Below are 20,199 nucleotides of genomic sequence, written 5' to 3' on the forward strand. Positions count from 1 at the left end.
CGCCCCGGCCGCGGCAGTGCCGTGCTCAGTGCCGCTTGTATTGCGTGGCGCCGAACAGGACCTCGCGCGCCTTGTCGTCCTGCAGCGCCTTGCGCGCGCTGGCCAGCACTTCCACGCCGCGCTTGACCGCGGGGCGCTCGGCGATCTCGTTGAACCAGCGCTTCAGGTTCGGGTAGTCGTCCAGGTCCACGCCCTGGTTCTGCCAGCTGCGCAGCCACGGGAAGGTGGCGATGTCGGCGATGGTGTACTGCTCGCCGGCCAGGCAGGCGTGCTTTGACAACTGCGTGTCGATCACGCCGTACAGGCGCCTGGCCTCGTTGGTGTAGCGGTTGACCGCGTACTCGATCTTCTCGGGCGCGTACATGCGGAAGTGGTGCGCCTGGCCCAGCATCGGGCCCACGCCGCCCATCTGGAACATCAGCCATTGCAGCGCCTCGTACTTGCCGCGCACGTCCTCGGGCAGGAACTTGCCGGTCTTGCCGGCCAGGTAGAGCAGGATGGCGCCCGATTCGAACAGCGAGATCGGCTTGCCGTCCGGGCCGTCGGGGTCGACGATGGCCGGGATCTTGTTGTTGGGGCTGATCTTCAGGAAGTCCTCGCCGAACTGGTCGCCGGCGCCGATGTTGATCGGATGGACCTTGTACTCCAGGCCGCATTCTTCCAGCATGATGTGGACTTTGTGGCCGTTGGGCGTGGCCCAGGTGTAGACGTCGATCATCGCAAAAGATCTCCTGGCTGCGATCGTTGGGGATGGCCACATCAACCACTGACGTGGCGAACCGGGCGATTTAAGCACAGAAGAAAAAAACGCGCAGACTGGCTGCGCGTTTTCCATACTGCCGGCAGGGCCGAAGCCCCGCGGCGTTGCCAGGCGGTCAGAACCCGCGTGCCACCGGCATCCTGATGTCGTCCGGGTTCAGGTTCATGTGCTTGGCCAGCTCCAGCTTGGCGATGGCGTTGCGGTGCACCTCGTCCGGGCCGTCGGCCAGGCGCAGCGTGCGCTGGTGCGCCCACCAGTTGGCCAGCGGGAAGTCGCTGGAGACGCCGGCGGCGCCATGGACCTGGATGGCCCAGTCGATCACCTTCAGCGCCACGTTGGGGGCGATCACCTTGATCATGGCGATCTCGGCCTTGGCCACCTTGTTGCCCACGGTGTCCATCATGTACGCGGCCTTGAGCGTCAGCAGGCGCGCCATCTCGATCTCGCAGCGGGCTTCGGCGATACGTTCCTGCGTCACGCCCTGGCTGGACACCGGCTTGCCGAAGGCCACGCGCGACAGCGCGCGCTTGCACATCAGTTCCAGCGCGCGCTCGGCCACGCCGATGCTGCGCATGCAGTGGTGGATGCGGCCCGGGCCCAGGCGGCCCTGCGCGATCTCGAAGCCGCGGCCTTCGCCCAGCAGGATGTTCGAGGCCGGCACGCGCACGTTCTTCAGCTCGATCTCCATATGGCCGTGCGGCGCGTCGTCGTAGCCGAACACCGGCAGGAAGCGCTTGATGGTGATGCCCGGGGTATCGGCCGGCACCACGATCATCGACTGCTGCTCATGGCGGCCGGCGTCGGGATTGGTCTTGCCCATCACGATGTAGACCTTGCAGCGGGGGTCGCCCGCGCCCGACGACCACCACTTGGTGCCGTTGATCACATAGTGGTCGCCGTCGCGCTCGATGCGGCATTCGATATTGGTCGCGTCCGACGAGGCCACGGCCGGCTCGGTCATCAGGAAGGCCGAGCGGATCTCGCCGGCCAGCAGCGGCTCGAGCCACTTGTCCTTCAGTTCCTCGGAGGCATAGCGCTCCAGCGTCTCCATGTTGCCGGTGTCGGGGGCCGCGCAGTTGAAGACCTCGGCCGACCAGGGCACCCGGCCCATGATTTCGCACAGCGTGGCGTATTCCAGGTTCGACAGGCCCTGCGGGGCGCGCGGCGAGCGCGGCAGGAACAGGTTCCACAGGCCGGCCGCGCGTGCCAGCGGCTTCAGCTCCTCGATCACCTTGGTCGGCACCCAGGCATTGCCGGCGCGGCGGTTGGCGTCGATCTCCGCGGCGAAACGCTTTTCGTTCGGGTAGATGTGCTGGTCGAAGAAGGCCAGCAGTTTGGCCTGCATTTCCTTGACCTTCGGGCTGTATTCGAAATCCATGTGGTCTCCTCGCTACGGAATCAGTGGGCGCCGGGGTGGGCGGCGGCGCCTCGTTGGCCTCGGCAGGCCTCGGCATCAGTGCGGCATGGGCCGATGAAATGCACTCTATCTGAAAGCTGATAATAAGAAAAATGAATTATCTGGATTTGCCAGTATCAATTCCCTGCATTCCGTGACAGAATCTCCGGCATGCAGCTCTCCCGCATCGACCTGAATCTCTTCGTGGTGTTCGACGCCATCTACAGCGAAGGCAGCATCACCGCGGCCGCGCGCCAGCTCAACCTGACGCAGCCCGCGGTCAGCCATGCGCTGGGCCGGCTGCGCACGCTGTTCGACGACCCGCTGTTCGAGCGGCGCGGGCAGGGCATGGCGCCCACGCCGCTGGCGCGCTCGCTGGCCGCCGAGGTGCGCAGCGCGCTGCAATCGTTCGCGCGCACGCTGCAGGATACGCCGCACTTCGATCCCACCAATACCGTGCGGCGTTTCACCATCGGCATGCGCGACGCGCTGGAATCCACGCTGCTGCCGCCGCTGATGGCGCGCGTCACGGCAATGGCGCCGCAGGTGGAGATTGCCGCGATCCGCTTCGACCGCCGCGAGATGGAATCCGAGCTGCTGGCCGGCACGCTGGACGCCGCGCTGGACATCCTGCTGCCGGTCTCGCCCGCCATCCACCACGCGCCGTTCATGGCCGATCCGATGGTGGTGCTGGCGCGGCGCGACCATCCGCTGGTGAAGAAGGAACTGACGCTTGAGCGCTACCTCGCGGCCGAGCATGTGCACGTGTCGTCGCGCCGCCGCGGCGCCGGGCTGGAAGACCAGGCCCTGCACCGCATGGGCCTGACGCGGCGCGTGCGCCTGCGTTGCCAGCACTACGCGGCCGCGTGCCGCGTGGTCAGCTGCACCGACCTGCTGGCCACGCTGCCGCTGCGCTATGCGCGCATCGCCAATGAGCCCTATGCCAACCGCCTGCTGTCGCTGCCGTTCAAGGTGCCGTCGCTGGAACTGCACCTGTACTGGCATGCGGGCGGCGAAAACGACGGTGCCAACCGCTGGCTGCGCGAGCAGCTGATGGCGGTGATGGCCGCGCTCGGCACCGGCATGGCCGACGTGGCCGCCGCCAGCTAAGTGCCCTCGCGCCCGCACGGCGGGCACCGCAAGCGACCCCCGCGGCGCCCCGGTGCGGCGCGCGCGGGTCACACGTAAGGAATTGTTCATGGGCTAGACCCTGCCGGTCCGCGCCCATACCATCGTCCGGTCTTTCTGCCCCCGGCGCCGCCGCCGCGAGCCCGTGTCCGCACGGTGCTGGCGATGGTTGCCGCGCCGGCTGTCCGCGCCTGCGGATCCCCCGGGGCAGGTTCCTTCCTCCGATGACCACGACGATTCAGAACGATGACCGGGAAACGCTTGCTTGCTGATCACCAACCCATGCCGCCGCGACGCGCGCGGCGCACCACGCTCGCCCTGACCACCCTTTGCGCTGCTGCGGCGCTGGCACTGTCCGCATGTGGCGGCGGTGGTGGCGATGGCGATGGCGGCGGCGGTACTTCGTCGAACGCATCGCAAGCGAACGGGCAGGCCAGCGCGCCGTCCGGCTCTGGCTCGACCACGCCATCCACCGCAGGTGCCTGCTATACCGTCAGCGGCACGGCGCCGGCACCCGCGGCGGGCGGCGGCGTCTCGCTGCTGCCGGCGCGCGGCAGTGCGGTCAGCAATTACCGCGTGCTGGAAGAGCCGCGCAGCGCCGGCCTGTGCTACGCCAACTATCGGCGCGAGCAGGTGGGCCTGCCGCCGCTGGCGGCACGCGATCCGCTCAATACCGTGGCGCAGAACCACACTGCCTACATGCTGGCCAACGCCACGCTGACCCACGACGAGACCAGCGGCAAGCCGGGCTATACCGGCGCCACGCCCAACGAGCGCATCCAGGCCGCCTATCCGACCAATGCCACCGCGGAAGTGGTGGCCGGTGCCAACCGCTGGACTTCGGTTGCCAATGCGCAGCTGTCGATGTCGCCCAAGGACGCGCTGGTGTCGGACCTGGTCAACGCGCCGTTCCACCGCGCCGCGCTGCTGGGCAGCTACGGCTCGGCCGGCAGCGGCTTTGCCGAGCGCGTGGGCCCTGATGGCAGCGGCACCTCGGCCAGCTACTACCAGACCATCGACCTGGCCGATGCATCGAAGGGCGGCAGCGACAGCCAGATGGTGGCCTACCCGTACAACGGCCAGGCCGACGTGCCGGCCAGCTGGGTCAACACCGAAAGCCCCAACCCCGCCCCAGGCTATGAGGGCAAGACCGTGGGCTATCCGGTTTCGCTGCAGGCCATCAACACCTCGCTGCAGTTCGATGCCGACAACTTCGTCATCACCGACGCGCAAGGCAACAATGTGAGCTGTCTCAAGGTCGACAGCCGTTCGTCGGGCCTCTCCAGCGCCGCACGCGGCCTGGCGATCTGCACGCCGGTGGCGCCGCTGGCCAGCCAGCAGCGCTACAGCGTGAGGGTTACCGGCCGGCTGGGTTCGCAGCCGGTGGACCTGAGCTGGTCGTTCACCACACGCTGACCCGCACTCGCCAGCACACCGGCGCGCTCATTGCGGCGCGCCGTGCCGCAGTTCGATGCGCACCTGGCCTGGGGCCAGCGTGCGGTCGGCCTGCACGGCAAATGGCACCGGCGGGCGTTGCGCCGCCGGCATCGACTGCCAGAGCCGTCCTGCCCATTCCCTGATTGCCTCACTGTCCGGTTCGGCCGCCAGCAGCGTGACCGATGCCGCCGCCGGCATGCGCGCAGCCGTGGCGGCGGGGTCGTCCTGGATCGACACGACCATGCTGGATGCGGTGTGCGCCGCAGGGGCGCGCGCGGCCGCCATCGGTGGCCCTGCCTTGCGTGCAAAATCTGCCCGCGGCGCGGCCGCCGGCGGTGCCGCGGGTGCCGGCATTGCCGGCTGCGGGACTGCTTCTGCCATGGCCGGATACGCGGGAGCGGCCGGTGCGGCGGCCACGGCCGGCGCCTGGGCGGACAAGCTTTCGGTCGCTTGCGGCGGTGCTTGCGTGGCGGCCTCGCGTGGCGCCGTGCCCCCGGCCGTTGCCGACGCGCGGCTGCGCTGCCCGGCGTGCGCCGGGGCAGGCCGCTCTTCCCGCTGCGGGGCCGGGGCAGCCTTCGCGGCTGGCGGCGGATTTGCCGGCGTGGCCGTCCCGGGCTCCGCCGCAGCTTGCGGTGCGGGCGCTGCCGCCATCTCTGCGGCGGGTGCAGCGGCCGGGGCGGACACCTGTTCAGGCGCCGACGCCGGCAGCAGTGCGCCATCATCGATCTGCCGCAGCACGATGCTGGTGGTCAGCCCGGCCACCGCCGCGACGCTGGCCACTAGCCCGAGCGAGCGCCACCACCGCCGCGCGCGCGCGGCGCGCGCTGCCATGGATTGCGTTGCGGTCCCTGTGGCCCGTGGTGTTGCCGCCTCAGCTGCCTGTGCCTGCAGCCACGCGCTGGCAGCGGCACCGACCGGGGCACCCAGGATCTCCGCTGCGGGCTCGCCTGACGCCACGCGTGCAAGCAGCGCATCGCGTCGCGCGGCCTGCGCCGCCTGCAGGCGCGCGGCTTCTTCCTGCACCGCCATGGCCAGCGTTGGCGGCGCGGCGAAGGGCAGGACCGCCGCGCCGGCCCGCTGGCGATCCTCCTCCTGTTGTGCCGCACGTGCGGCCGCGTGCACCGACTCTGCCAGCGCAGCGGACGGCGCGTAAGCGGGCAGCTCCCGCAGCAGCGCCGAAAGCCGGTCCTTGCCGTCGATAAAGCGGTCGGCCGCGTTCACGACGGCGTCTCCTGCGAGCCCGGCACGCTGCCGGCCAGGTTTGCGCGCAGGCGCGCAAACGCATAGCGCAGCCGGCTCCTCACCGTCTCGAACTTCTCGCCGAGCATCTGCGCAATCTCTTCGACGCTCATGTCGCTGAAGAAGCGCAGCACCACCACCTCGCGCTGGGCGACGGGCAGCTGCAGCAGCGCGCGATGCACGTGGTGCGCGTGCTGGCGCAACTGCAGCTCCGCTTCCGGCGACAGGTCGTCGGCCGGCATCTCCGCTGGCTGGTCGTCCAGCGCTTCGCGCTGGCGCGCATCGGCGCTGCGCACCTGGTCGAGCCAGGTATTGCGCGCAATCTGGAACAGGAAGGTGCGGAACGCCGCGTCCGGCTGGTAGTCGCCGCAGCGGGTCATCAGCTTGACCCAGGTCTTCTGCGCGATGTCTTCCGCTTCGCCGCGGTTGCCCTGGCACAGCCAGGCCACGTAGTTGTAGAGGCCGGCGTTATGGCGGCGGAACAGCTCGGTGACGGGCTGCTCGATGATGCCGCCCGCCACCAGCAGCATCAGGTCATGGTCGGGCAGCGCGGACAACGCGGCGCCGGGCGCGGCGGAAGGGACGGGGTCGGGTGCCTGCATGCGCCGGAGTATAGGAGAGCGCAAGGCGGCGCGACAGTCCGCCGCGCCGCCTTGCGCCGGCTCGCGGCCCGGGCTGGTGTCAGCGTGCCGCACGCTCGGCCGGCCCGCCGCTGGTAGCGCCGGCCGGACTGGCCGTGGCCAGGCTCTGTGCCAGGTCCACCAGCTTGAGGAACTCGCCCCGATAGCCAAAGCGGTCGGTGCCGCGGGCGCCCTGGGCCAGCGCGTGGGCATCGGCGTAGCGCCAGTCGCCGGTGAACTTGCCGCCGCGCAGCACCTGACCGAAACCGGCCACCGCCGCGGCAAAGCGGAAGTCGTCATCGCCTTGCGCCAGCGGACGGATGGCCTGCCGCACGACGGTGATGTCCATCAACTGGCTGGTGCTGGCGGCAGGCAGCTTGTAGCGCAGCTTGATGTGCGCGAGCTCGCCGTCGCGCCCCGGCGCGGGTGCGGCCGGCTGGTAGCGCAGCGGATCGACCAGCCCGGCCTGGCCGGCCAGCGTCAGCTCATACAGCGCCGTCACGGTGTGGCCCGCGCCGATATCGCCGGCATCGACCTTGTCGTTGTTGAAGTCCTCGCGCGCCAGCATGCGGTTCTCATAGCCGATCAGGCGATACTCCTTCACCGTGGCCGGATTGAATTCCACCTGGATCTTCACGTCGCGCGCGATGGTGGCCAGGGTCGAGCTGATCTCGCTGACCAGCACCTTGTTGCCTTCCATCAGGTTGTCGATATACGAATAGGCGCCGTCGCCGGCATCGGCCAGCTGCTCCATCAGCTGCTCGTTGTAGTTGCCGGTGCCGAAACCGAGCGTGGACAGCGATACGCCCGACTTGCGTTTCTCTTCCACCATGCTCTTGAGTTGCCGGAAGTCGGTCACGCCCACATTGAAGTCGCCGTCGGTGGCCAGCAGCACGCGGTTGATGCCGCCGGCGATAAAGCTCTGCTGCGCGGCCTGATAGGCCAGCGCGATGCCGCTGGCGCCGGCGGTGCTGCCCCCGGCCACGAGCTGGTCGATGGCGGCGCTGATGGCGGTCTTGTCGCTGCCCGGCGTGGGTGGCAGCGCCACGCGCGTGCCGCTGGCATAGGTGACCAGCGTGATGCGGTCCTGCGGCCGCAGCTTGTTCACCAGCAGCTTGAGCGAGGACTTCAGCAGCAGCAGCTTGTCCGGCGAATTCATCGATCCCGACACATCCACCAGGAATACCAGGTTGGCGGGCGGCAGCGCGGCGCTGGCCATGTCCTTGCCCTTGATGCCGATGCGCAGCAGCACATTGGCCGGGTGCCAGGGCGCGGGCGCCAGCGCGGCATGCACGGCGAACGGGCGGCCGTCGGCGGGCTGGGCATAGTCATAGGGGAAGTAGTTCAGCAGCTCTTCCACGCGCACCGCATCGGCCGGCGGCACGCGCCCGGCATTGAGCATGCGGCGCATATTGCTGTAGCTGCCGGTATCGACATCGATGCTGAAGGTGGATACCGGCGCCTGCGCCACCAGCCTGACGCCGTTTTCCTCGATGGCGCCGTAGCGTTCGCGCTCGGCTGGCACCGGCGGTGGAAGGTGGTAGGGCATCGCCAGCGGGGCGCGCGGGGCGATGGCGTGCATTTCCATGGCGGGTGCCACCTGGCCAGCCTTGGCGGCGTGGTCGTGCGTGGGCGCCGGGGCCGCGGGCGGCGGCACAGGCTGGGCCACTTCCGGGGGAAGCGACGGCGAATGCCCGCCGCAGGCCGACAACACCAGAGCGGCGGCAAAACTTGCAATGATGGCCGGTGCGCGAAGTTGCATATTGTTCTCCTGAGCGGCCGCGGGGCGGGTTCCCGGTCATGACGGCCTGTCGATGAAACGGTGCTGGCGAGAGGTCGGGGTTAAGCCGGGAGAATTTTTTTGCACCTGCATGTGGCTCCCTCATGTGGCGGCAGTCAGACTTTCTTGCCCCAGGATGCTCCGATCGCCACTACAATCGTTTGATCCTTCCCCAGGAGATATCGCATGGCTCACCCTGACCTCTCTTCGATGGCGTGGCGCTGCGCGCTGGCCCTTGCCCTGACTGCGCTGCTCGGTGCTTGTGGTACCCAAGGCGGAGGGACCGCCGCGCCCGCAGCACCGGCTGCGCCGTCGGCCACGACACCGCCTGCCGCGATGCCGCCGGCCCCGGAAGTTGCCTCCGGGTATCGCCCGGGCATGTCCACCGTCTACGCGCAGCGCCACATGGCTGCCGCGGCCAACCCGTTGGCGAGCGAGGCCGGGCGCGCCATCCTGCGCCAGGGCGGCTCGGCCATCGACGCCGCCATCGCGATGCAGGCCGTGCTGACGCTGGTCGAGCCGCAGGCCACCGGCATCGGCGGCGGTGCCTTCATCATGTACTGGGACGGCAAGAACGTTCAGGCCTTCGACGGCCGCGAGACCGCCCCTGCCGGCGCCACCGAAAACCTGTTCCTGCGCCCCGACGGCAAGCCCATGGAGTTCAGCGAGGCCCAGATCGGGGGACGCTCCGTCGGCACGCCCGGCGTGATGCGCGCGCTGGAAATGGCACACCAGAAGCACGGCCGCCTGCCGTGGGCCAAGCTGTTCCAGCCCGCCATCGACCTGGCCGAGAAGGGTTTCCCGATCTCGCAGCGGCTGTACACGCAGGTGGCTGCCGACAAGTTCCTGGCCAATTCGCCGGAGATGGCCGCGTACTTCCTGGATGCACAGGGCAAGCCCAAGCCGGCCGGCACGGTGCTGAAGAACCCGAAGCTGGCGCAGACCCTGCGCGATGTCGCCCGGCGCGGTGCCGGCGTGCTCTACAACGGGCCGATCGCGCGCGATATCGTCGCCAAGGTCAACGGCGGCAGCAATGCCGGCTCGCTGTCGCTGGCTGACCTGGGCAGCTACCGGGCCAAGCAGCGCGTGCCGGTCTGTACCGACTACAAGCGCTGGAAGATCTGCGGCATGCCGCCGCCGTCGTCGGGCGGCATCGCCATCGCGCAGATCCTGGGCACGCTGCAGGCGCTCGAGACCAAGAATCCCAAGTACGCGCTGGCCGCGCTCAAGCCGCAGGGCGTGAACACGCCGGCGGTGATGGAGGCCAATCCCGACGCGGTCCACGCGATCTCCGAAGCCGACCGCCTGGCCTACGCCGACCGTGGCCTGTACGTGGCCGATGCCGACTTCGTGCCAGTCAACGTGACCGGCCTGGTCAGCCCGTCCTACCTTGCCACGCGCGCGGAGCTGATCGGCGACAAGAGCATGGGCAAGGCCCAGCCGGGGGTGCCGCCGGGCACGGCGATGGCCTACGCGCCCGACCGTTCACCGCCGCGCGTCTCCACCTCGCAGATCGTTGCGGTCGATGGCCGCGGCGGGGCGATTTCAATGACCACCACGATCGAGTCGTACTTCGGCTCCCATCTGATGGTGCGCGGCTTCATGCTGAACAACCAGCTGACCGATTTCTCCTTCGTGCCGAGCGAGAACGGCAAGCCGGTGGCCAACCGCGTGCAGCCGGGCAAGCGCCCGCGCTCGTCGATGGCGCCGACGCTGGTGTTCGACCGCGAGAGCGGCCAGCTGGTCGCCACGGTCGGTTCGCCGGGCGGCTCGCAGATCATCGAGTATGTGTCCAAGACCCTGGTCGGCATGCTGGACTGGAACATGGACGTGCAGGCCGCCATCGGCATGGGCAACTTCGGCAGCCGCAACGGCCCGACCGAGGTGGAGAAGGGGCTGGTCTCGCCGGGCCTGGTGCAGGCACTGCAGCAGCGCGGCCACCAGGTGGCCGAGATCGAGATGACCAGCGGCACGCAGGCGATCATGCGCAAGCAGGGGCCTGACGGCAAGGTGGTGTGGGCCGGTGGTGCGGACCCGCGGCGGGAAGGGGTGGCGCTGGGGGATTGAGCGCCGCGCGATGCAGATGAAAAACGGGCGCCTCGGCGCCCGTCTTCTTTTGCTGCAGCAGTTGCCGCGTCAGCCCTTCGCCTTCTGTGCGTACTGCCACCCCATCTCCGCCATCGGCCGCGCGCGCTTGCCTGCGTCCAGCGCCTGCGCCGACGACGCGGTGCCGTCCACCACGCGCTTCATGATCCCCTGCAGGATGCCGGCGATGCGGAACATGCTGAAGGCCAGATAGAAGTTCCAGTCGCCCGTGATCGGGCGGCCGGTGCGCTGCTCGTACAGGCGGCGGTAGCTGGCTTCGTCCGGGATGCCCAGCGCGGCGAAGTCAACGCCGGCAATGCCGCGGAACTGGCCCGGGGCGATATGCCAGCTCATGCAGTGATAGCTGAAGTCGGCCATCGGGTGGCCCAGCGTGGACAGCTCCCAGTCCAGCACCGCCAGCACGCGCGGCTCGGTCGGGTGGAACATCAGGTTGTCGAGCCGGTAGTCGCCATGCACGATCGAGGTCAGGTCGGCGTCTTCCTGCGGGATATGCTGCGGCAGCCAGTCCATCAGCGCGTCCATCGACGGGATCGGTTCGGTCTCGGACAGCTTGTACTGCTTGGTCCAGCGCTCGATCTGGCGCTGGAAATAGTTGCCGGGCTTGCCGTAGTCGCCCAGGCCGATGGCGTTGTAGTCGACCGTGTGCAGCGCGGCGATGACGCGGTTCATCTCGTCGTAGATGGCGCTGCGCTCGGCGGTGCTCATGCCCGGCAGCGACTGGTCCCACAGCACGCGGCCGGCGACGAACTCCATGATGTAGAAGGCGCGGCCGATCACGGACTCGTCCTCGCACAGCGCGTACATGCGCGCCACCGGCACGTCGCTGCCGGCCAGCGCGGCCATCACGCGGTATTCGCGCTCGATCGCGTGCGCCGAAGGCAGCAGCTTGCTCTTGGGGCCGGGCTTGGCGCGCATCACGTAGGTCTGGCCCGGCGTGACCAGCTTGAAGGTCGGGTTGGACTGGCCGCCCTTGAACTGCTCCACGGTCAGCGGGCCGGCAAAGCCCTCCACGTGCTGGCGCATCCAGGCTTCCAGCGCGTCGGTGTCGAAGCGCTGCTGGTCCGCTACCGGGCGCGTGCCCTCGAAGTGCGATACGTTGCTGGTCATGCTGTCTCCGTTGGTTTTCTGTTCGGTATCGGTTGGGATTCGATCAAGTCCGCGGCGCGCTCAGCCCTGCGGCTGGCGTCCGCGCAAATACTGGTGCAGCAGCACTTCCATGGTGGTGTGGCGCGTGCCGCTGTGCACGGGCGTGGGCGGCGAGTAGTTGGTCATGCGCACCACCCAGTCGAGCGGGCCGTCGCCCATGTCGAGCACATTGATGCAGCCCGCGGTCTGCAGCAGCGAGCCGAAGAACACGCGCCGCCCGCAGGTGATGGCCTGCGACAGGATGGCGCGGTTGGTGCCGCCGTGCAGCACCATCAGCGCGGTGTCCCAGTCGGGATCGGCGCGCAGGCGCTCCAGCGCGGGCAGCACGCGGTCGAGGAACTGGCCGATGGTCTCGCCGTTGAGGAAGCGCTTGTCTTCCGGGACTTCGCCTTCGAAGGCGCCGACGAAGGCGTCGCGCAGGTCCTGGTCGGCAATCGCGGACAGGTCGCCGCCGCGGATCTCCTGCAGCGCGGGCCAGACTTCAGGCACGATGCCGTCCATCTCCGGCAGCTCGGCCAGCACGCGCTCCGCGGTTTCCACCGTGCGCGGCAGTCCGCTGACGATGACGCGGTCGAAGCGGATCTGTTCGGCGGCAAAGGCGCGGCCGGCGGCGGTCGCCTGCATGCGACCGGTCTCGTTCAGCGGCACCATCTCGGGCAGGGCAGGGCGCCCGGCCTCGTCGAAATATGAAACGGCACCATGCCGCATCAGGTAGATGCGGCGACGCGAGGGCGGCGGCAGTTCCATGCGTTGTCTCCTTGCATTGTGCGGCATGCCCGTCTGTCGCGGGCTGGCCGTTCGGGTAAAGCCAGGCGTCCGGCGCCCGGCTTCAGAGGTACTGCGGCTTGCGCTTTTCCAGGAAGGCGCTGATGCCTTCGCCGCCGTCGGGGTGGTGCAGCGCGGCGACGAAGCTGTCGCGCTCGGCCAGCAGGTGTTCGGCGCGCGATGCGGTGGCTGCGTGGTTGATCAGGGCCTTGATGCGGCCCACGGCGTGCGGCGACTGGCGGGCAAGGCCAGCGGCCAGGCGCAGGGCCTCGTCCAGGGCCTGGCCCGGCTCGGTGACGCGGTTGACCAGCCCGAACTGCGCCAGCCGCGCCGCGTCCACCGGTTTGCCTTCCATCATCAGCTCGCTGGCCAGCGGGCGCGGCAGCGCGCGTGCGATCTCATACGAGCCGCCGCCGTCGGGCGTGAGCCCCACGGAGACATAGGCCATCACGAACTTGGCATTGCTGGCCGCCACCACGAAATCGCACGCCAGCACCACCGAAAAGCCCGCGCCCGCGGCCGCGCCTTCCACTGCCGCGATGATCGGCTTGGGAAAGGCGTGCAGCGACTCGACCCAGCCGTTCAGCAGGGCGATGCTGGCGGCCTGCACCTCCTGCGGCTGGCTGCGGTTGCCGAGCAGCCGGTTCAGGTTGCCGCCGGCGCAGAAAATGCCGTCGGCGCCGGTGATGATGACCGCGCGCACCGAGTCATCGGCGGCGGCCTGATCCAGCGCCTGCTGCGAGGCCGCGTAGATGTCCGGGTGCAGCGCATTGCGTGCCTCGGGGTTCGAGATGGTCAGCACCAGGGTCGAATCGACGCGGTGGGAAAGCAACTGTGCGGGCATGGGCGTGGCTCGGTCGGTGGGGCGGTGGCGGGCTTACTGCTCTTCGGCCAGCAGCGACAGGCCCAGGCCGGCACGGCGCCACAGCCACGGGCTCGGGCGGTAGCGCATGTCGCCGGTCAGCGCTTCCATGTTGCGCAGCGTCTCCAGCACCAGTTGCGGGCCGACCGCATCGCCCAGCGCCAGCGGGCCCTTGGGATAACCCAGGCCCAGGTTGACGGCGAGGTCGATGTCCGACGGCGTGGCGATGCGCTGCTGCGCGATATCGCTGGCGATATTGATGATGCAGCAGAGCACGCGCTGCGCGACGAAGCCGGCTGAATCACGGATCACCGTGACCGGCACGCCGTCGCTGGCGAACAGGCCGTGCGCGGCATCGCGGGCGGCGGCGCTGGTGGCCGGCGTGGTCATCAGCGTGCGGCGCTTGGTGGCCTCGAACGGCAGCAGCGTGTCGATGGCAACCGTGCGGGCCGGGTCCAGGCCCTGTTGCAGCGCGCTGGTGGTGGCGTCCAGGCCCAGCGGGGTGACGATGATCAGCGCGTCGGCCGACGGCTTGTTGCCGCCTTCCGGGGTCACGCCCAGCGCGCCCAGCAGCTTGGTCACCATGGCGTGGCCGCGCTCGCTGGCGTGGCTGACCCACACGCTCGACGGACGTGCGCCCGGCACCGCGGCGGCTGCCGGCATCTGCTTCTGGCCATCGGCATACGAATAGAAACCAGCACCCGCCTTGCGGCCGATCAGCCCGCCGACCGCGCGGATCGCGGTGATCGGCGAGGGGCGGTAGCGCGGTTCCTGGTAGAACTGGTTGTAGATCGATTCCATCACCGGGTGCGACACGTCCAGCCCGGTCAGGTCCATCAGCTCGAACGGGCCCATGCGGAAGCCGGCCTGCTCGCGCATGATGTTGTCGATGTCGGCAAATCCGGCCACGCCTTCCTGCGCGACCTTCAGGCCTTCGATATTCATGCCGCGGCCGGCATGGTTGACGATAAAGCCTGGCATGTCCTTGCAGCGCACCGGCGTATGGCCCATGCGGCGCGACAGCGCCATCAGCGCGTCGCCCACCGCGGGGTTGCCCAACAGGCCGTCGATGACCTCGACCACCTTCATCAGCGGCACCGGGTTGAAGAAGTGGTAGCCGGCGATGCGGCCCGGGTGCCTTGAACCCACGGCGATCGCGGTGATCGACAGCGACGACGTGTTGGAGGCAATGACGGCGTCTTCACGCAGGACCGCTTCGAGCTTGGCGATCAGGTCGCGCTTGACCTCCAGCTTCTCGACGATGGCTTCCAGCACCATGTCGCAGCCGGCCAGGTCTTCCAGCGTGCCGCAGGGCTTGACGCGGGCCAGCGTGGCCTCTGCGTCGGCGGCGCTGATCTTGCCCTTGTCGGCGAGCTTGGCCAGCGTGTCCTGCAGGTACTGGCGCGCGGCGGCCACGGCTTGCGGGTTGGCGTCGTACAGGTTGACGGTCAGGCCCGCCTGCGCGGCGATCTGCGCGATGCCCCGGCCCATGGCGCCGGTGCCGACGATACCCAGCGTATCGATGGTGAAAGTGCTCATCAGTTGCCCCAAAAGTTGTGGTTAAATTAGCACGATCGTACGTTTTTTGCACCTTCCGCAACAGTCCGGCGGGGCAGGCGGCGTGCGCTGATCGGCCAGCCGGTACACTGCAGACCCCGGATGGTCCACAATCACCCGACATCCGCACCGTGCGATGCGGGGATCATTCCAATAACGGAGAGAGACGACATGCTGAAGCTCTGCGGTTTTGCCGCCAGCAACTACTACAACAAAGTGAAGCTGGCGCTGCTGGAAAAGAACGTGCCGTTCGAAGAGGTGCTGGCCTGGATCGGCCAGACCGACCTGGCGGCCACGCCCGCGGGCAAGGTGCCCTACATCATCACCGAATCCGGCCCGCTGTGCGAGTCCGAAGCCATCGTCGACTACGTCGAGGCGGCCTATCCGCAGACGCCGCTGCTGCCGCTCGACCCGTACCAGGCCGCCAAGGTGCGCGAGATCGTCGTCTTCATGGAACTGTACCTGGAGCTGACCGCGCGCGAGCTGTACCCCGAGGCATTCTTCGGCGGCAAGGTCAGCGACGGCGTCAAGGACCGCCAGCACAAGCTGCTGACGCGCTATGTCCCCGCCTTCGCCAAGCTGGCGAAGTTCTCGCCGTATATCGCCGGCGACACCTTCACGCTGGCCGACTGCGCCGCCGCGGCGCACCTGCCGCTGGTGTCGTCGTGCACCAAGATCATCTACGGCACCGACCTGCTGGCCGACCTGCCGGTCAAGGACTACCTGAAGACGCTGTCGGCGCGTGAATCGGTGCAGAAGGTCAATGCCGACCGCAAGGCCAATCTTGAGCTGATGGCGAGCCGCAGCAAGTAGTAAGCGAAGCGGCGTGAACTGCCGCATGTGTGAAAAACGCCCGCGAATTCATCGCGGGCGTTTTTGTTTTCATCACAGCCTGGCCAGCCGCTCCAGCGCCAGCGCCAGCGTCTCTTCCTTCTTGGCAAAGCAGAAACGCACCACGCCCGATTCACGCGGCTGCGTGTAGAAGGCCGAGACCGGGATCGCGGCCACGCCGATCTCGCGCGTCAGCCACATGGCGAAGTCGGCCTCGCTCAGGTCGGAAATGGCCGAGTAGTCGACGCACTGGAAGTAGGTGCCGTCCGACGGCAGCAGCTTGAAGCGGCTGTTGGCCAGCCCGGCGCGGAAGAAGTCGCGCTTGGCCTGGTAGAACGCCGACAGCTGCAGGTAGGGCGCGGGATCGGCCATGTAGTCGGCCAGGCCATGCTGCACCGGCGTGTTCACGGTGAACACGTTGAACTGGTGCACCTTGCGGAACTCAGCCATCAGCGCGGCCGGCGCGGCCACGTAGCCGACTTTCCAGCCGGTCACGTGATAGGTCTTGCCGAAGCTGGAGATCACGAAGCTGCGGCGCGCAAGCTCAGGATGGCGCGAGACCGAGGCGTGCTGCTGGCCGTCGTAGACCATGTGCTCGTAGACCTCGTCCGAGAGCAGCAGGATGTCGGTGCCGGCCAGGATCTGCGCCAGCTGGTCCATGTCGGCCGCGCGCAGGATCGTGCCGGTGGGGTTGTGCGGCGTGTTGATCAGGATCATGCGCGTGCGCGGCGTGATCGCGGCGGCCAGCTTGTCGAAGGGCACGCGGAATTCCGGCGCTTCCAGCGTGACCGGCACGGCGGTGGCGCCGGCCAGCTCGATCGCGGGCAGGTAGCTGTCGTAGCACGGCTCCAGCACGATCACCTCGTCGCCCGGATGCACCGCGCACAGGATCGCGGTCAGGATGCCCTGGGTGGCCCCGGCGGTGACGGTGATCTCGGTGTCCCAGCTGTACTGGTGGCCATAGAGGCTGGCGATCTTGGCGGCGATGGCCTGGCGCAGGCGCGGCACGCCCGCCATCGGCGGGTACTGGTTATGGCCGGCGCGCATGGCGGCGGTCACGGCATCGACGATCCTGGGGTCGCAGTCGAAGTCCGGGAAGCCCTGGCCCAGGTTGACGGCGTTCTTCTCGGTGGCCAGCGCGGACATCACGGTGAAGATGGTGGTGCCGACTGCGGGCAGGCGCGAGGGCGGCGGGGTCAGCGGCGTCAACTGGGTGTGGGTGGTGTCTGCGGACATGATGCGAACGTGTCGATGCGGTGGGGACGGGATGCGATCAGGCGTGCGGCGCCACCACGTAGGCGGCGCCGGGAGCCGACATTCTAAAGCGGATCGGCGGCGCTGGCGGCGCCAAGCGTGGCCAGCCAGGCGCCGAAGGCCGGCGGCGTCATCACTTCCACGCCGCTGCTGCGGCGCAGGCGGGTGCGCAGCTTGAGCACGGCCTTGTCCTTCGATACCAGGCAGGCGGCGCCGGCAAAGTGCGCCAGCTCAACGAACTTCTGGTCGTCGGTGTCCTTGCAGCGGGGCAGGCGGATGGCGTCGTAGTCGGCCTGCGGCGGCGCGGCTTCCAGGCTGGCGAGGCGGTCGACGGTGGCCAGCGCGGCATCGATATCGATGTCAAAGCGGGCAAATTGCGGATAGGCCAGCACCCGCCGCAGTTCCTCGCGGCAGTCGGCGCGGATCACCGGGGCGATGGTGCCGGCCTCAAGCGCGGTGCGGATCGGCTCCACATGCGGGTCGCGGAAGACCAGCAGGTCCACCCAGATGTTGGAGTCCAGCACCACGCGCGGCGCAGATGTGACGCCGGCGGGGCTGGCGAAGAGGGTGGTTGCGGTGGTGTCGAGGCGCATTCGCTACAATCTTGGCTTGTTTGTCCTTGGCTACTGCCGCGATTTTGCCATGCTCATCGTTTTGTCTCCCGCCAAGTCGCTGGACTACGAGACTCCCCCGCGCCTCAAGACCCATACGCTGCCGCGCTTTATCGACCGTTCCGCCACGCTGATCGAGCGCCTGCGCAAGCTGGCGCCGCAGGATGTGGGCGCGCTGATGGACATCTCCGACAAGCTCGCGGTGCTCAATGTGACGCGCTACGGCGACTGGTCGCCGGAGTTCACCGCGGCCAACAGCAAGCAGGCGGTGCTGGCCTTCAATGGCGACGTCTACGACGGCCTCGACGCGAAAACGCTGTCGGCCGACGACCTCGGCTTTGCGCAGAAGCACCTGCGCATCCTGTCCGGCCTGTACGGCGTGCTGCGCCCGCTGGACTGGATGCAGCCCTACCGGCTGGAGATGGGCACGCGCCTCGACAACGCTGCCGGCAAGGACCTGTACGCGTTCTGGGGCGACGATGTCACGCAGATGATCAACGCCGACATGGCCGCGCTTAGGCAGGAAGGCGCGCCGGTGCTGGTCAACCTGGCCTCGGAAGAATATTTCAAGGTGGTGCGGCCCAAGGTGCTGCAGGCCAGGATCGTCACGCCGGTGTTCGAGGACTGGAAGGGCGGCCGCTACAAGATCATTTCGTTCCACGCCAAGCGCGCGCGCGGCACCATGGCGCGCTACGCCGTGACGCAGCGCGTGACCGAGCCGGAAAAGCTCAAGCGCTTTGCCGAAGACGGCTACGCCTTCGACGCCGCGGCCTCGGATACCACCCGCTGGGTGTTCCGCCGCCGCCTGGAAGACTGAAACCCATCGCCACGAGACTGCCAGCCATGCCTGCCGCCTTGCACATCTCTTCGCAATTCGACTCCGGCGCCATCGAGGTCGAGGCGCTCGACCGCGCCGACGATATCCGCCTGCGCATCCGCGCCGATTCGCACGCCGACTTCCGCCAATGGTTCCATTTCCGCCTGCAGGGCGCGGCGGGGCAGGCGTGCCGGATGCACTTCCTGAACGCCGGCGACTGCACCTACCCGGACGGATGGCGCGACTACCGCGCGGTGGCTTCGTACGACCGCGCCAACTGGTTCCGCGTGCCGACGCGCTTTGACGGCCAGGTGATGACGGTGGAATTCACGCCCGAGCACGACAGCATCTGGTTTGCGTATTTCGAGCCGTATCCGGATGAGCGCCACCTGTCGCTGCTCGCCAGCTGCCAGCGCTCGCCGCTGGCGCGGCTGTCGCACCTGGGCAGCACCGTGGACGGGCGCGACATGACCCGCGTCACGCTGGGCCAGCCCGGCCCCGGCAAGAAGACCATCTGGATGATCGCGCGCCAGCACCCGGGCGAGAGCATGGCCGAATGGTTTGTCGAAGGCGTGCTGCAGCGCCTGACCGGCACCGGCATGTGGGCGGGCGACCCGGTTGCGCGCAAGCTGCTGGAGCGCGCGGTGTTCCATATCGTGCCGAACATGAACCCGGACGGCTCGGCGCGCGGCAACCTGCGCACCAACGCCGCCGGCGCCAACCTGAACCGCGAGTGGATGGCGCCGAGCCCGGATACCAGCCCCGAGGTCTACCACGTGCGCCGCGCCATCGAGGCCAGCGGCTGCGACATGTTCTTCGACATCCATGGCGACGAGGGACTGCCGTACAACTTCGTCGCCGGCAGCGAGATGCTGCCGGGCTTTACCGAGGCGCGCCGGCGCGAGCAGCAGCGCTTTATCGAGGCCTTCAAGCGGGTCTCGCCGGATTTCCAGGATGTGCACGGCTACGCGGCCAGCAAGTACAACGCGGATGCGCTCAAGCTGGCGTCCAAGTACATCGGGCATACCTTCGGCTGCCTGGCGCTGACGCTGGAGATGCCGTTCAAGGACAATGCCGACCTGCCGGATCCGGCGGTCGGCTGGAACGGCGCGCGCAGCGCGCTGCTGGGGACGGCGATGCTGCAGGCGATCCTGGACTACCTGGGCTGAGCCAACGCAAACGGCCCAACCGGACGAAACCGGGTGGGCCGGAACGGCGTTGGCGCGGACGCGGTGCGCCCGCTTTGCACCTATTGCTTCTTCCTGGCCTTGCTGGTCGTCTTGGCCGAGCCGGAGGTGGACTTGGCGCTCGTTGACTTCGACGACCTGGACGCCGTCGCCTTGCTTGACTTCGATGCCGTGCTCTTGCCCTTGGCCCCCTTGCGGCTCTTGCTTGCCGAAGCTTGCGTAGCAGCAGGCACGGCCGGCGCGGCAGCCGGTTCGCTGATGGTGGCGCCGCCGCTGTCCAGCAGCTCATACGCCAGCATCATCCCGTCGTCATAACCGCAGCGCACCTTCACCGGCTGCCAGTCGTCGCTGCCGCGGCGCTTGTGCGCGGTGGCGGCGAAGGTGACCACCGAGCTGACCGGTACGGCCTGCTTGCCGGGCGAGAAGCGTCCGCTCCATGGCTCGGTCGTGGCCTGTCCCGCGGCGAGCGCGCCGGTGGGGATCTTCAATGCATCGTAGCTGGCCGAGCGCGGCACCACCCAGCTGGCGTGGGCGGCGCAGTCCGCCACGTCGCTGGTGGCGTTCTCGGTCTTCATCAGTTGTTCGCGCATGCGGGTCCGGTACTCGGACAGGCTGACGCGGCCGCGGTCGGGCAGGGTGACGGTCTTGGTGGGCGGCGTGGGAGTGGCGGGTGCCGGGGCGGCGGCGGCAGGTCGGGCGGGCG

The 20,199-nt window shown here is 68.6% G+C and carries 18 protein-coding genes; 6 read left to right on the top strand and 12 right to left on the bottom strand.

Translation table 11 applies throughout. From position 1 onward, the window contains the following. Positions 1-25: 25 nt before the first annotated feature. Positions 26-718, bottom strand: coding sequence for a glutathione binding-like protein (locus tag AC3WRI_RS16670; RefSeq protein WP_010809092.1), 693 nt, complete (start codon positions 716-718; stop codon positions 26-28). 157 nt (positions 719-875) lie between these two features. Then, on the bottom strand, positions 876-2,138 hold the full coding sequence (locus AC3WRI_RS16675; protein ID WP_010809091.1) for an acyl-CoA dehydrogenase family protein: 1,263 nt from the start codon (positions 2,136-2,138) through the stop codon (positions 876-878). Between the two features lie 189 nt (positions 2,139-2,327). Here AC3WRI_RS16675 and AC3WRI_RS16680 point away from each other — a divergent pair, with 189 nt between their 5' ends. Together AC3WRI_RS16680 and AC3WRI_RS16685 are read left to right on the top strand one after the other, a co-directional pair. Beyond that, a complete protein-coding gene (locus AC3WRI_RS16680) occupies positions 2,328-3,266 on the top strand; it encodes a LysR family transcriptional regulator (RefSeq protein WP_010809090.1) in 939 nt (312 codons plus the stop codon). Positions 3,267-3,530: 264 nt separating this feature from the next. Continuing rightward, a complete protein-coding gene (locus AC3WRI_RS16685) occupies positions 3,531-4,700 on the top strand; it encodes a CAP domain-containing protein (RefSeq protein WP_492293609.1) in 1,170 nt (389 codons plus the stop codon). Between the two features lie 27 nt (positions 4,701-4,727). On the opposite strand, the gene AC3WRI_RS16690 is transcribed toward AC3WRI_RS16685, so the two are convergent. The 3 genes from AC3WRI_RS16690 to AC3WRI_RS16700 all read right to left on the bottom strand — a co-directional run bounded on the left by AC3WRI_RS16690 (position 4,728) and on the right by AC3WRI_RS16700 (position 8,342). Then, positions 4,728-5,942 (bottom strand): hypothetical protein, encoded by a 1,215-nt coding sequence (locus tag AC3WRI_RS16690; protein ID WP_198489261.1) that lies wholly within the window; start codon positions 5,940-5,942, stop codon positions 4,728-4,730. Continuing rightward, positions 5,939-6,562: an RNA polymerase sigma factor gene (locus AC3WRI_RS16695; RefSeq protein WP_010809087.1), complete on the bottom strand. Its 624-nt coding sequence runs from the start codon at positions 6,560-6,562 to the stop codon at positions 5,939-5,941. Before AC3WRI_RS16695 ends, AC3WRI_RS16690 begins: the two co-directional genes overlap by 4 nt. Before the next feature lie 79 nt (positions 6,563-6,641). Further along, positions 6,642-8,342, bottom strand: coding sequence for a vWA domain-containing protein (locus AC3WRI_RS16700; RefSeq protein ID WP_492293611.1), 1,701 nt, complete (start codon positions 8,340-8,342; stop codon positions 6,642-6,644). A gap of 204 nt (positions 8,343-8,546) precedes the next feature. On the opposite strand from AC3WRI_RS16700, the gene ggt reads away from it, so the two are divergent. Then, a complete protein-coding gene (gene ggt / locus AC3WRI_RS16705; protein WP_492293612.1) occupies positions 8,547-10,427 on the top strand; it encodes a gamma-glutamyltransferase in 1,881 nt (626 codons plus the stop codon). 69 nt (positions 10,428-10,496) lie between these two features. On the opposite strand, the gene AC3WRI_RS16710 is transcribed toward ggt, so the two are convergent. The 4 genes from AC3WRI_RS16710 to AC3WRI_RS16725 form a co-directional block, all read right to left on the bottom strand. Beyond that, positions 10,497-11,573, bottom strand: coding sequence for a phosphotransferase (locus tag AC3WRI_RS16710; RefSeq protein ID WP_058696939.1), 1,077 nt, complete (start codon positions 11,571-11,573; stop codon positions 10,497-10,499). 60 nt (positions 11,574-11,633) lie between these two features. Continuing rightward, complete coding sequence (locus AC3WRI_RS16715; protein WP_010809083.1) at positions 11,634-12,359, bottom strand: histidine phosphatase family protein; 726 nt, start codon at positions 12,357-12,359, stop codon at positions 11,634-11,636. Between the two features lie 82 nt (positions 12,360-12,441). After that, complete coding sequence (locus tag AC3WRI_RS16720) at positions 12,442-13,221, bottom strand: oxepin-CoA hydrolase, alternative type (protein ID WP_010809082.1); 780 nt, start codon at positions 13,219-13,221, stop codon at positions 12,442-12,444. Between the two features lie 33 nt (positions 13,222-13,254). Next, positions 13,255-14,778, bottom strand: a complete 1,524-nt coding sequence (locus AC3WRI_RS16725; protein WP_492293614.1) for a 3-hydroxyacyl-CoA dehydrogenase — start codon at positions 14,776-14,778, stop codon at positions 13,255-13,257. A gap of 189 nt (positions 14,779-14,967) precedes the next feature. Between AC3WRI_RS16725 and AC3WRI_RS16730 the strand changes: the two genes are divergently transcribed. Beyond that, positions 14,968-15,609: a glutathione S-transferase gene (locus tag AC3WRI_RS16730; RefSeq protein WP_010809080.1), complete on the top strand. Its 642-nt coding sequence runs from the start codon at positions 14,968-14,970 to the stop codon at positions 15,607-15,609. Between the two features lie 72 nt (positions 15,610-15,681). On the opposite strand, the gene AC3WRI_RS16735 is transcribed toward AC3WRI_RS16730, so the two are convergent. Together AC3WRI_RS16735 and AC3WRI_RS16740 are read right to left on the bottom strand one after the other, a co-directional pair. After that, positions 15,682-16,863 carry a pyridoxal phosphate-dependent aminotransferase gene (locus tag AC3WRI_RS16735; RefSeq protein WP_011614879.1) on the bottom strand — a complete coding sequence of 394 codons (1,182 nt, stop codon included), beginning with the start codon at positions 16,861-16,863 and terminating at the stop codon, positions 15,682-15,684. Between the two features lie 83 nt (positions 16,864-16,946). Beyond that, positions 16,947-17,474: a PIN domain-containing protein gene (locus tag AC3WRI_RS16740; RefSeq protein WP_010809078.1), complete on the bottom strand. Its 528-nt coding sequence runs from the start codon at positions 17,472-17,474 to the stop codon at positions 16,947-16,949. A 49-nt stretch (positions 17,475-17,523) separates the two neighbouring features. Between AC3WRI_RS16740 and yaaA the strand changes: the two genes are divergently transcribed. Beyond that, positions 17,524-18,309 carry a peroxide stress protein YaaA gene (gene yaaA, locus AC3WRI_RS16745; protein WP_492293616.1) on the top strand — a complete coding sequence of 262 codons (786 nt, stop codon included), beginning with the start codon at positions 17,524-17,526 and terminating at the stop codon, positions 18,307-18,309. A gap of 26 nt (positions 18,310-18,335) precedes the next feature. Further along, positions 18,336-19,478 carry a M14 family metallopeptidase gene (locus AC3WRI_RS16750; protein WP_010809076.1) on the top strand — a complete coding sequence of 381 codons (1,143 nt, stop codon included), beginning with the start codon at positions 18,336-18,338 and terminating at the stop codon, positions 19,476-19,478. Positions 19,479-19,558: 80 nt separating this feature from the next. Here AC3WRI_RS16750 and AC3WRI_RS16755 read toward each other — a convergent pair. Continuing rightward, positions 19,559-20,199, bottom strand: a 641-nt coding sequence (locus AC3WRI_RS16755) for a BspC domain-containing protein (RefSeq protein WP_492293618.1), incomplete at its 5' end; no start/stop codon positions are given.

The sequence above is a fragment of the Cupriavidus sp. FW305-27 genome (assembly GCF_058787995.1).

Excerpts from the sequence above, each read along its gene's own strand:
- AC3WRI_RS16695 (WP_010809087.1), bottom strand. The coding sequence starts at position 6,562 with ATGCAGGCACCCGACCCCGTCCCTTCCGCCGCGCCCGGCGCCGCGTTG.
- ggt (WP_492293612.1), top strand. The coding sequence starts at position 8,547 with ATGGCTCACCCTGACCTCTCTTCGATGGCGTGGCGCTGCGCGCTGGCC.
- AC3WRI_RS16730 (WP_010809080.1), top strand. The coding sequence starts at position 14,968 with ATGCTGAAGCTCTGCGGTTTTGCCGCCAGCAACTACTACAACAAAGTG.
- AC3WRI_RS16680 (WP_010809090.1), top strand. The coding sequence starts at position 2,328 with ATGCAGCTCTCCCGCATCGACCTGAATCTCTTCGTGGTGTTCGACGCC.
- AC3WRI_RS16715 (WP_010809083.1), bottom strand. The coding sequence starts at position 12,359 with ATGGAACTGCCGCCGCCCTCGCGTCGCCGCATCTACCTGATGCGGCAT.
- AC3WRI_RS16735 (WP_011614879.1), bottom strand. The coding sequence starts at position 16,863 with ATGTCCGCAGACACCACCCACACCCAGTTGACGCCGCTGACCCCGCCG.
- AC3WRI_RS16750 (WP_010809076.1), top strand. The coding sequence starts at position 18,336 with ATGCCTGCCGCCTTGCACATCTCTTCGCAATTCGACTCCGGCGCCATC.
- AC3WRI_RS16670 (WP_010809092.1), bottom strand. The coding sequence starts at position 718 with ATGATCGACGTCTACACCTGGGCCACGCCCAACGGCCACAAAGTCCAC.
- AC3WRI_RS16700 (WP_492293611.1), bottom strand. The coding sequence starts at position 8,342 with ATGCAACTTCGCGCACCGGCCATCATTGCAAGTTTTGCCGCCGCTCTG.
- AC3WRI_RS16685 (WP_492293609.1), top strand. The coding sequence starts at position 3,531 with ATGACCGGGAAACGCTTGCTTGCTGATCACCAACCCATGCCGCCGCGA.
- AC3WRI_RS16740 (WP_010809078.1), bottom strand. The coding sequence starts at position 17,474 with ATGCGCCTCGACACCACCGCAACCACCCTCTTCGCCAGCCCCGCCGGC.
- yaaA (WP_492293616.1), top strand. The coding sequence starts at position 17,524 with ATGCTCATCGTTTTGTCTCCCGCCAAGTCGCTGGACTACGAGACTCCC.
- AC3WRI_RS16675 (WP_010809091.1), bottom strand. The coding sequence starts at position 2,138 with ATGGATTTCGAATACAGCCCGAAGGTCAAGGAAATGCAGGCCAAACTG.
- AC3WRI_RS16710 (WP_058696939.1), bottom strand. The coding sequence starts at position 11,573 with ATGACCAGCAACGTATCGCACTTCGAGGGCACGCGCCCGGTAGCGGAC.
- AC3WRI_RS16725 (WP_492293614.1), bottom strand. The coding sequence starts at position 14,778 with ATGAGCACTTTCACCATCGATACGCTGGGTATCGTCGGCACCGGCGCC.
- AC3WRI_RS16720 (WP_010809082.1), bottom strand. The coding sequence starts at position 13,221 with ATGCCCGCACAGTTGCTTTCCCACCGCGTCGATTCGACCCTGGTGCTG.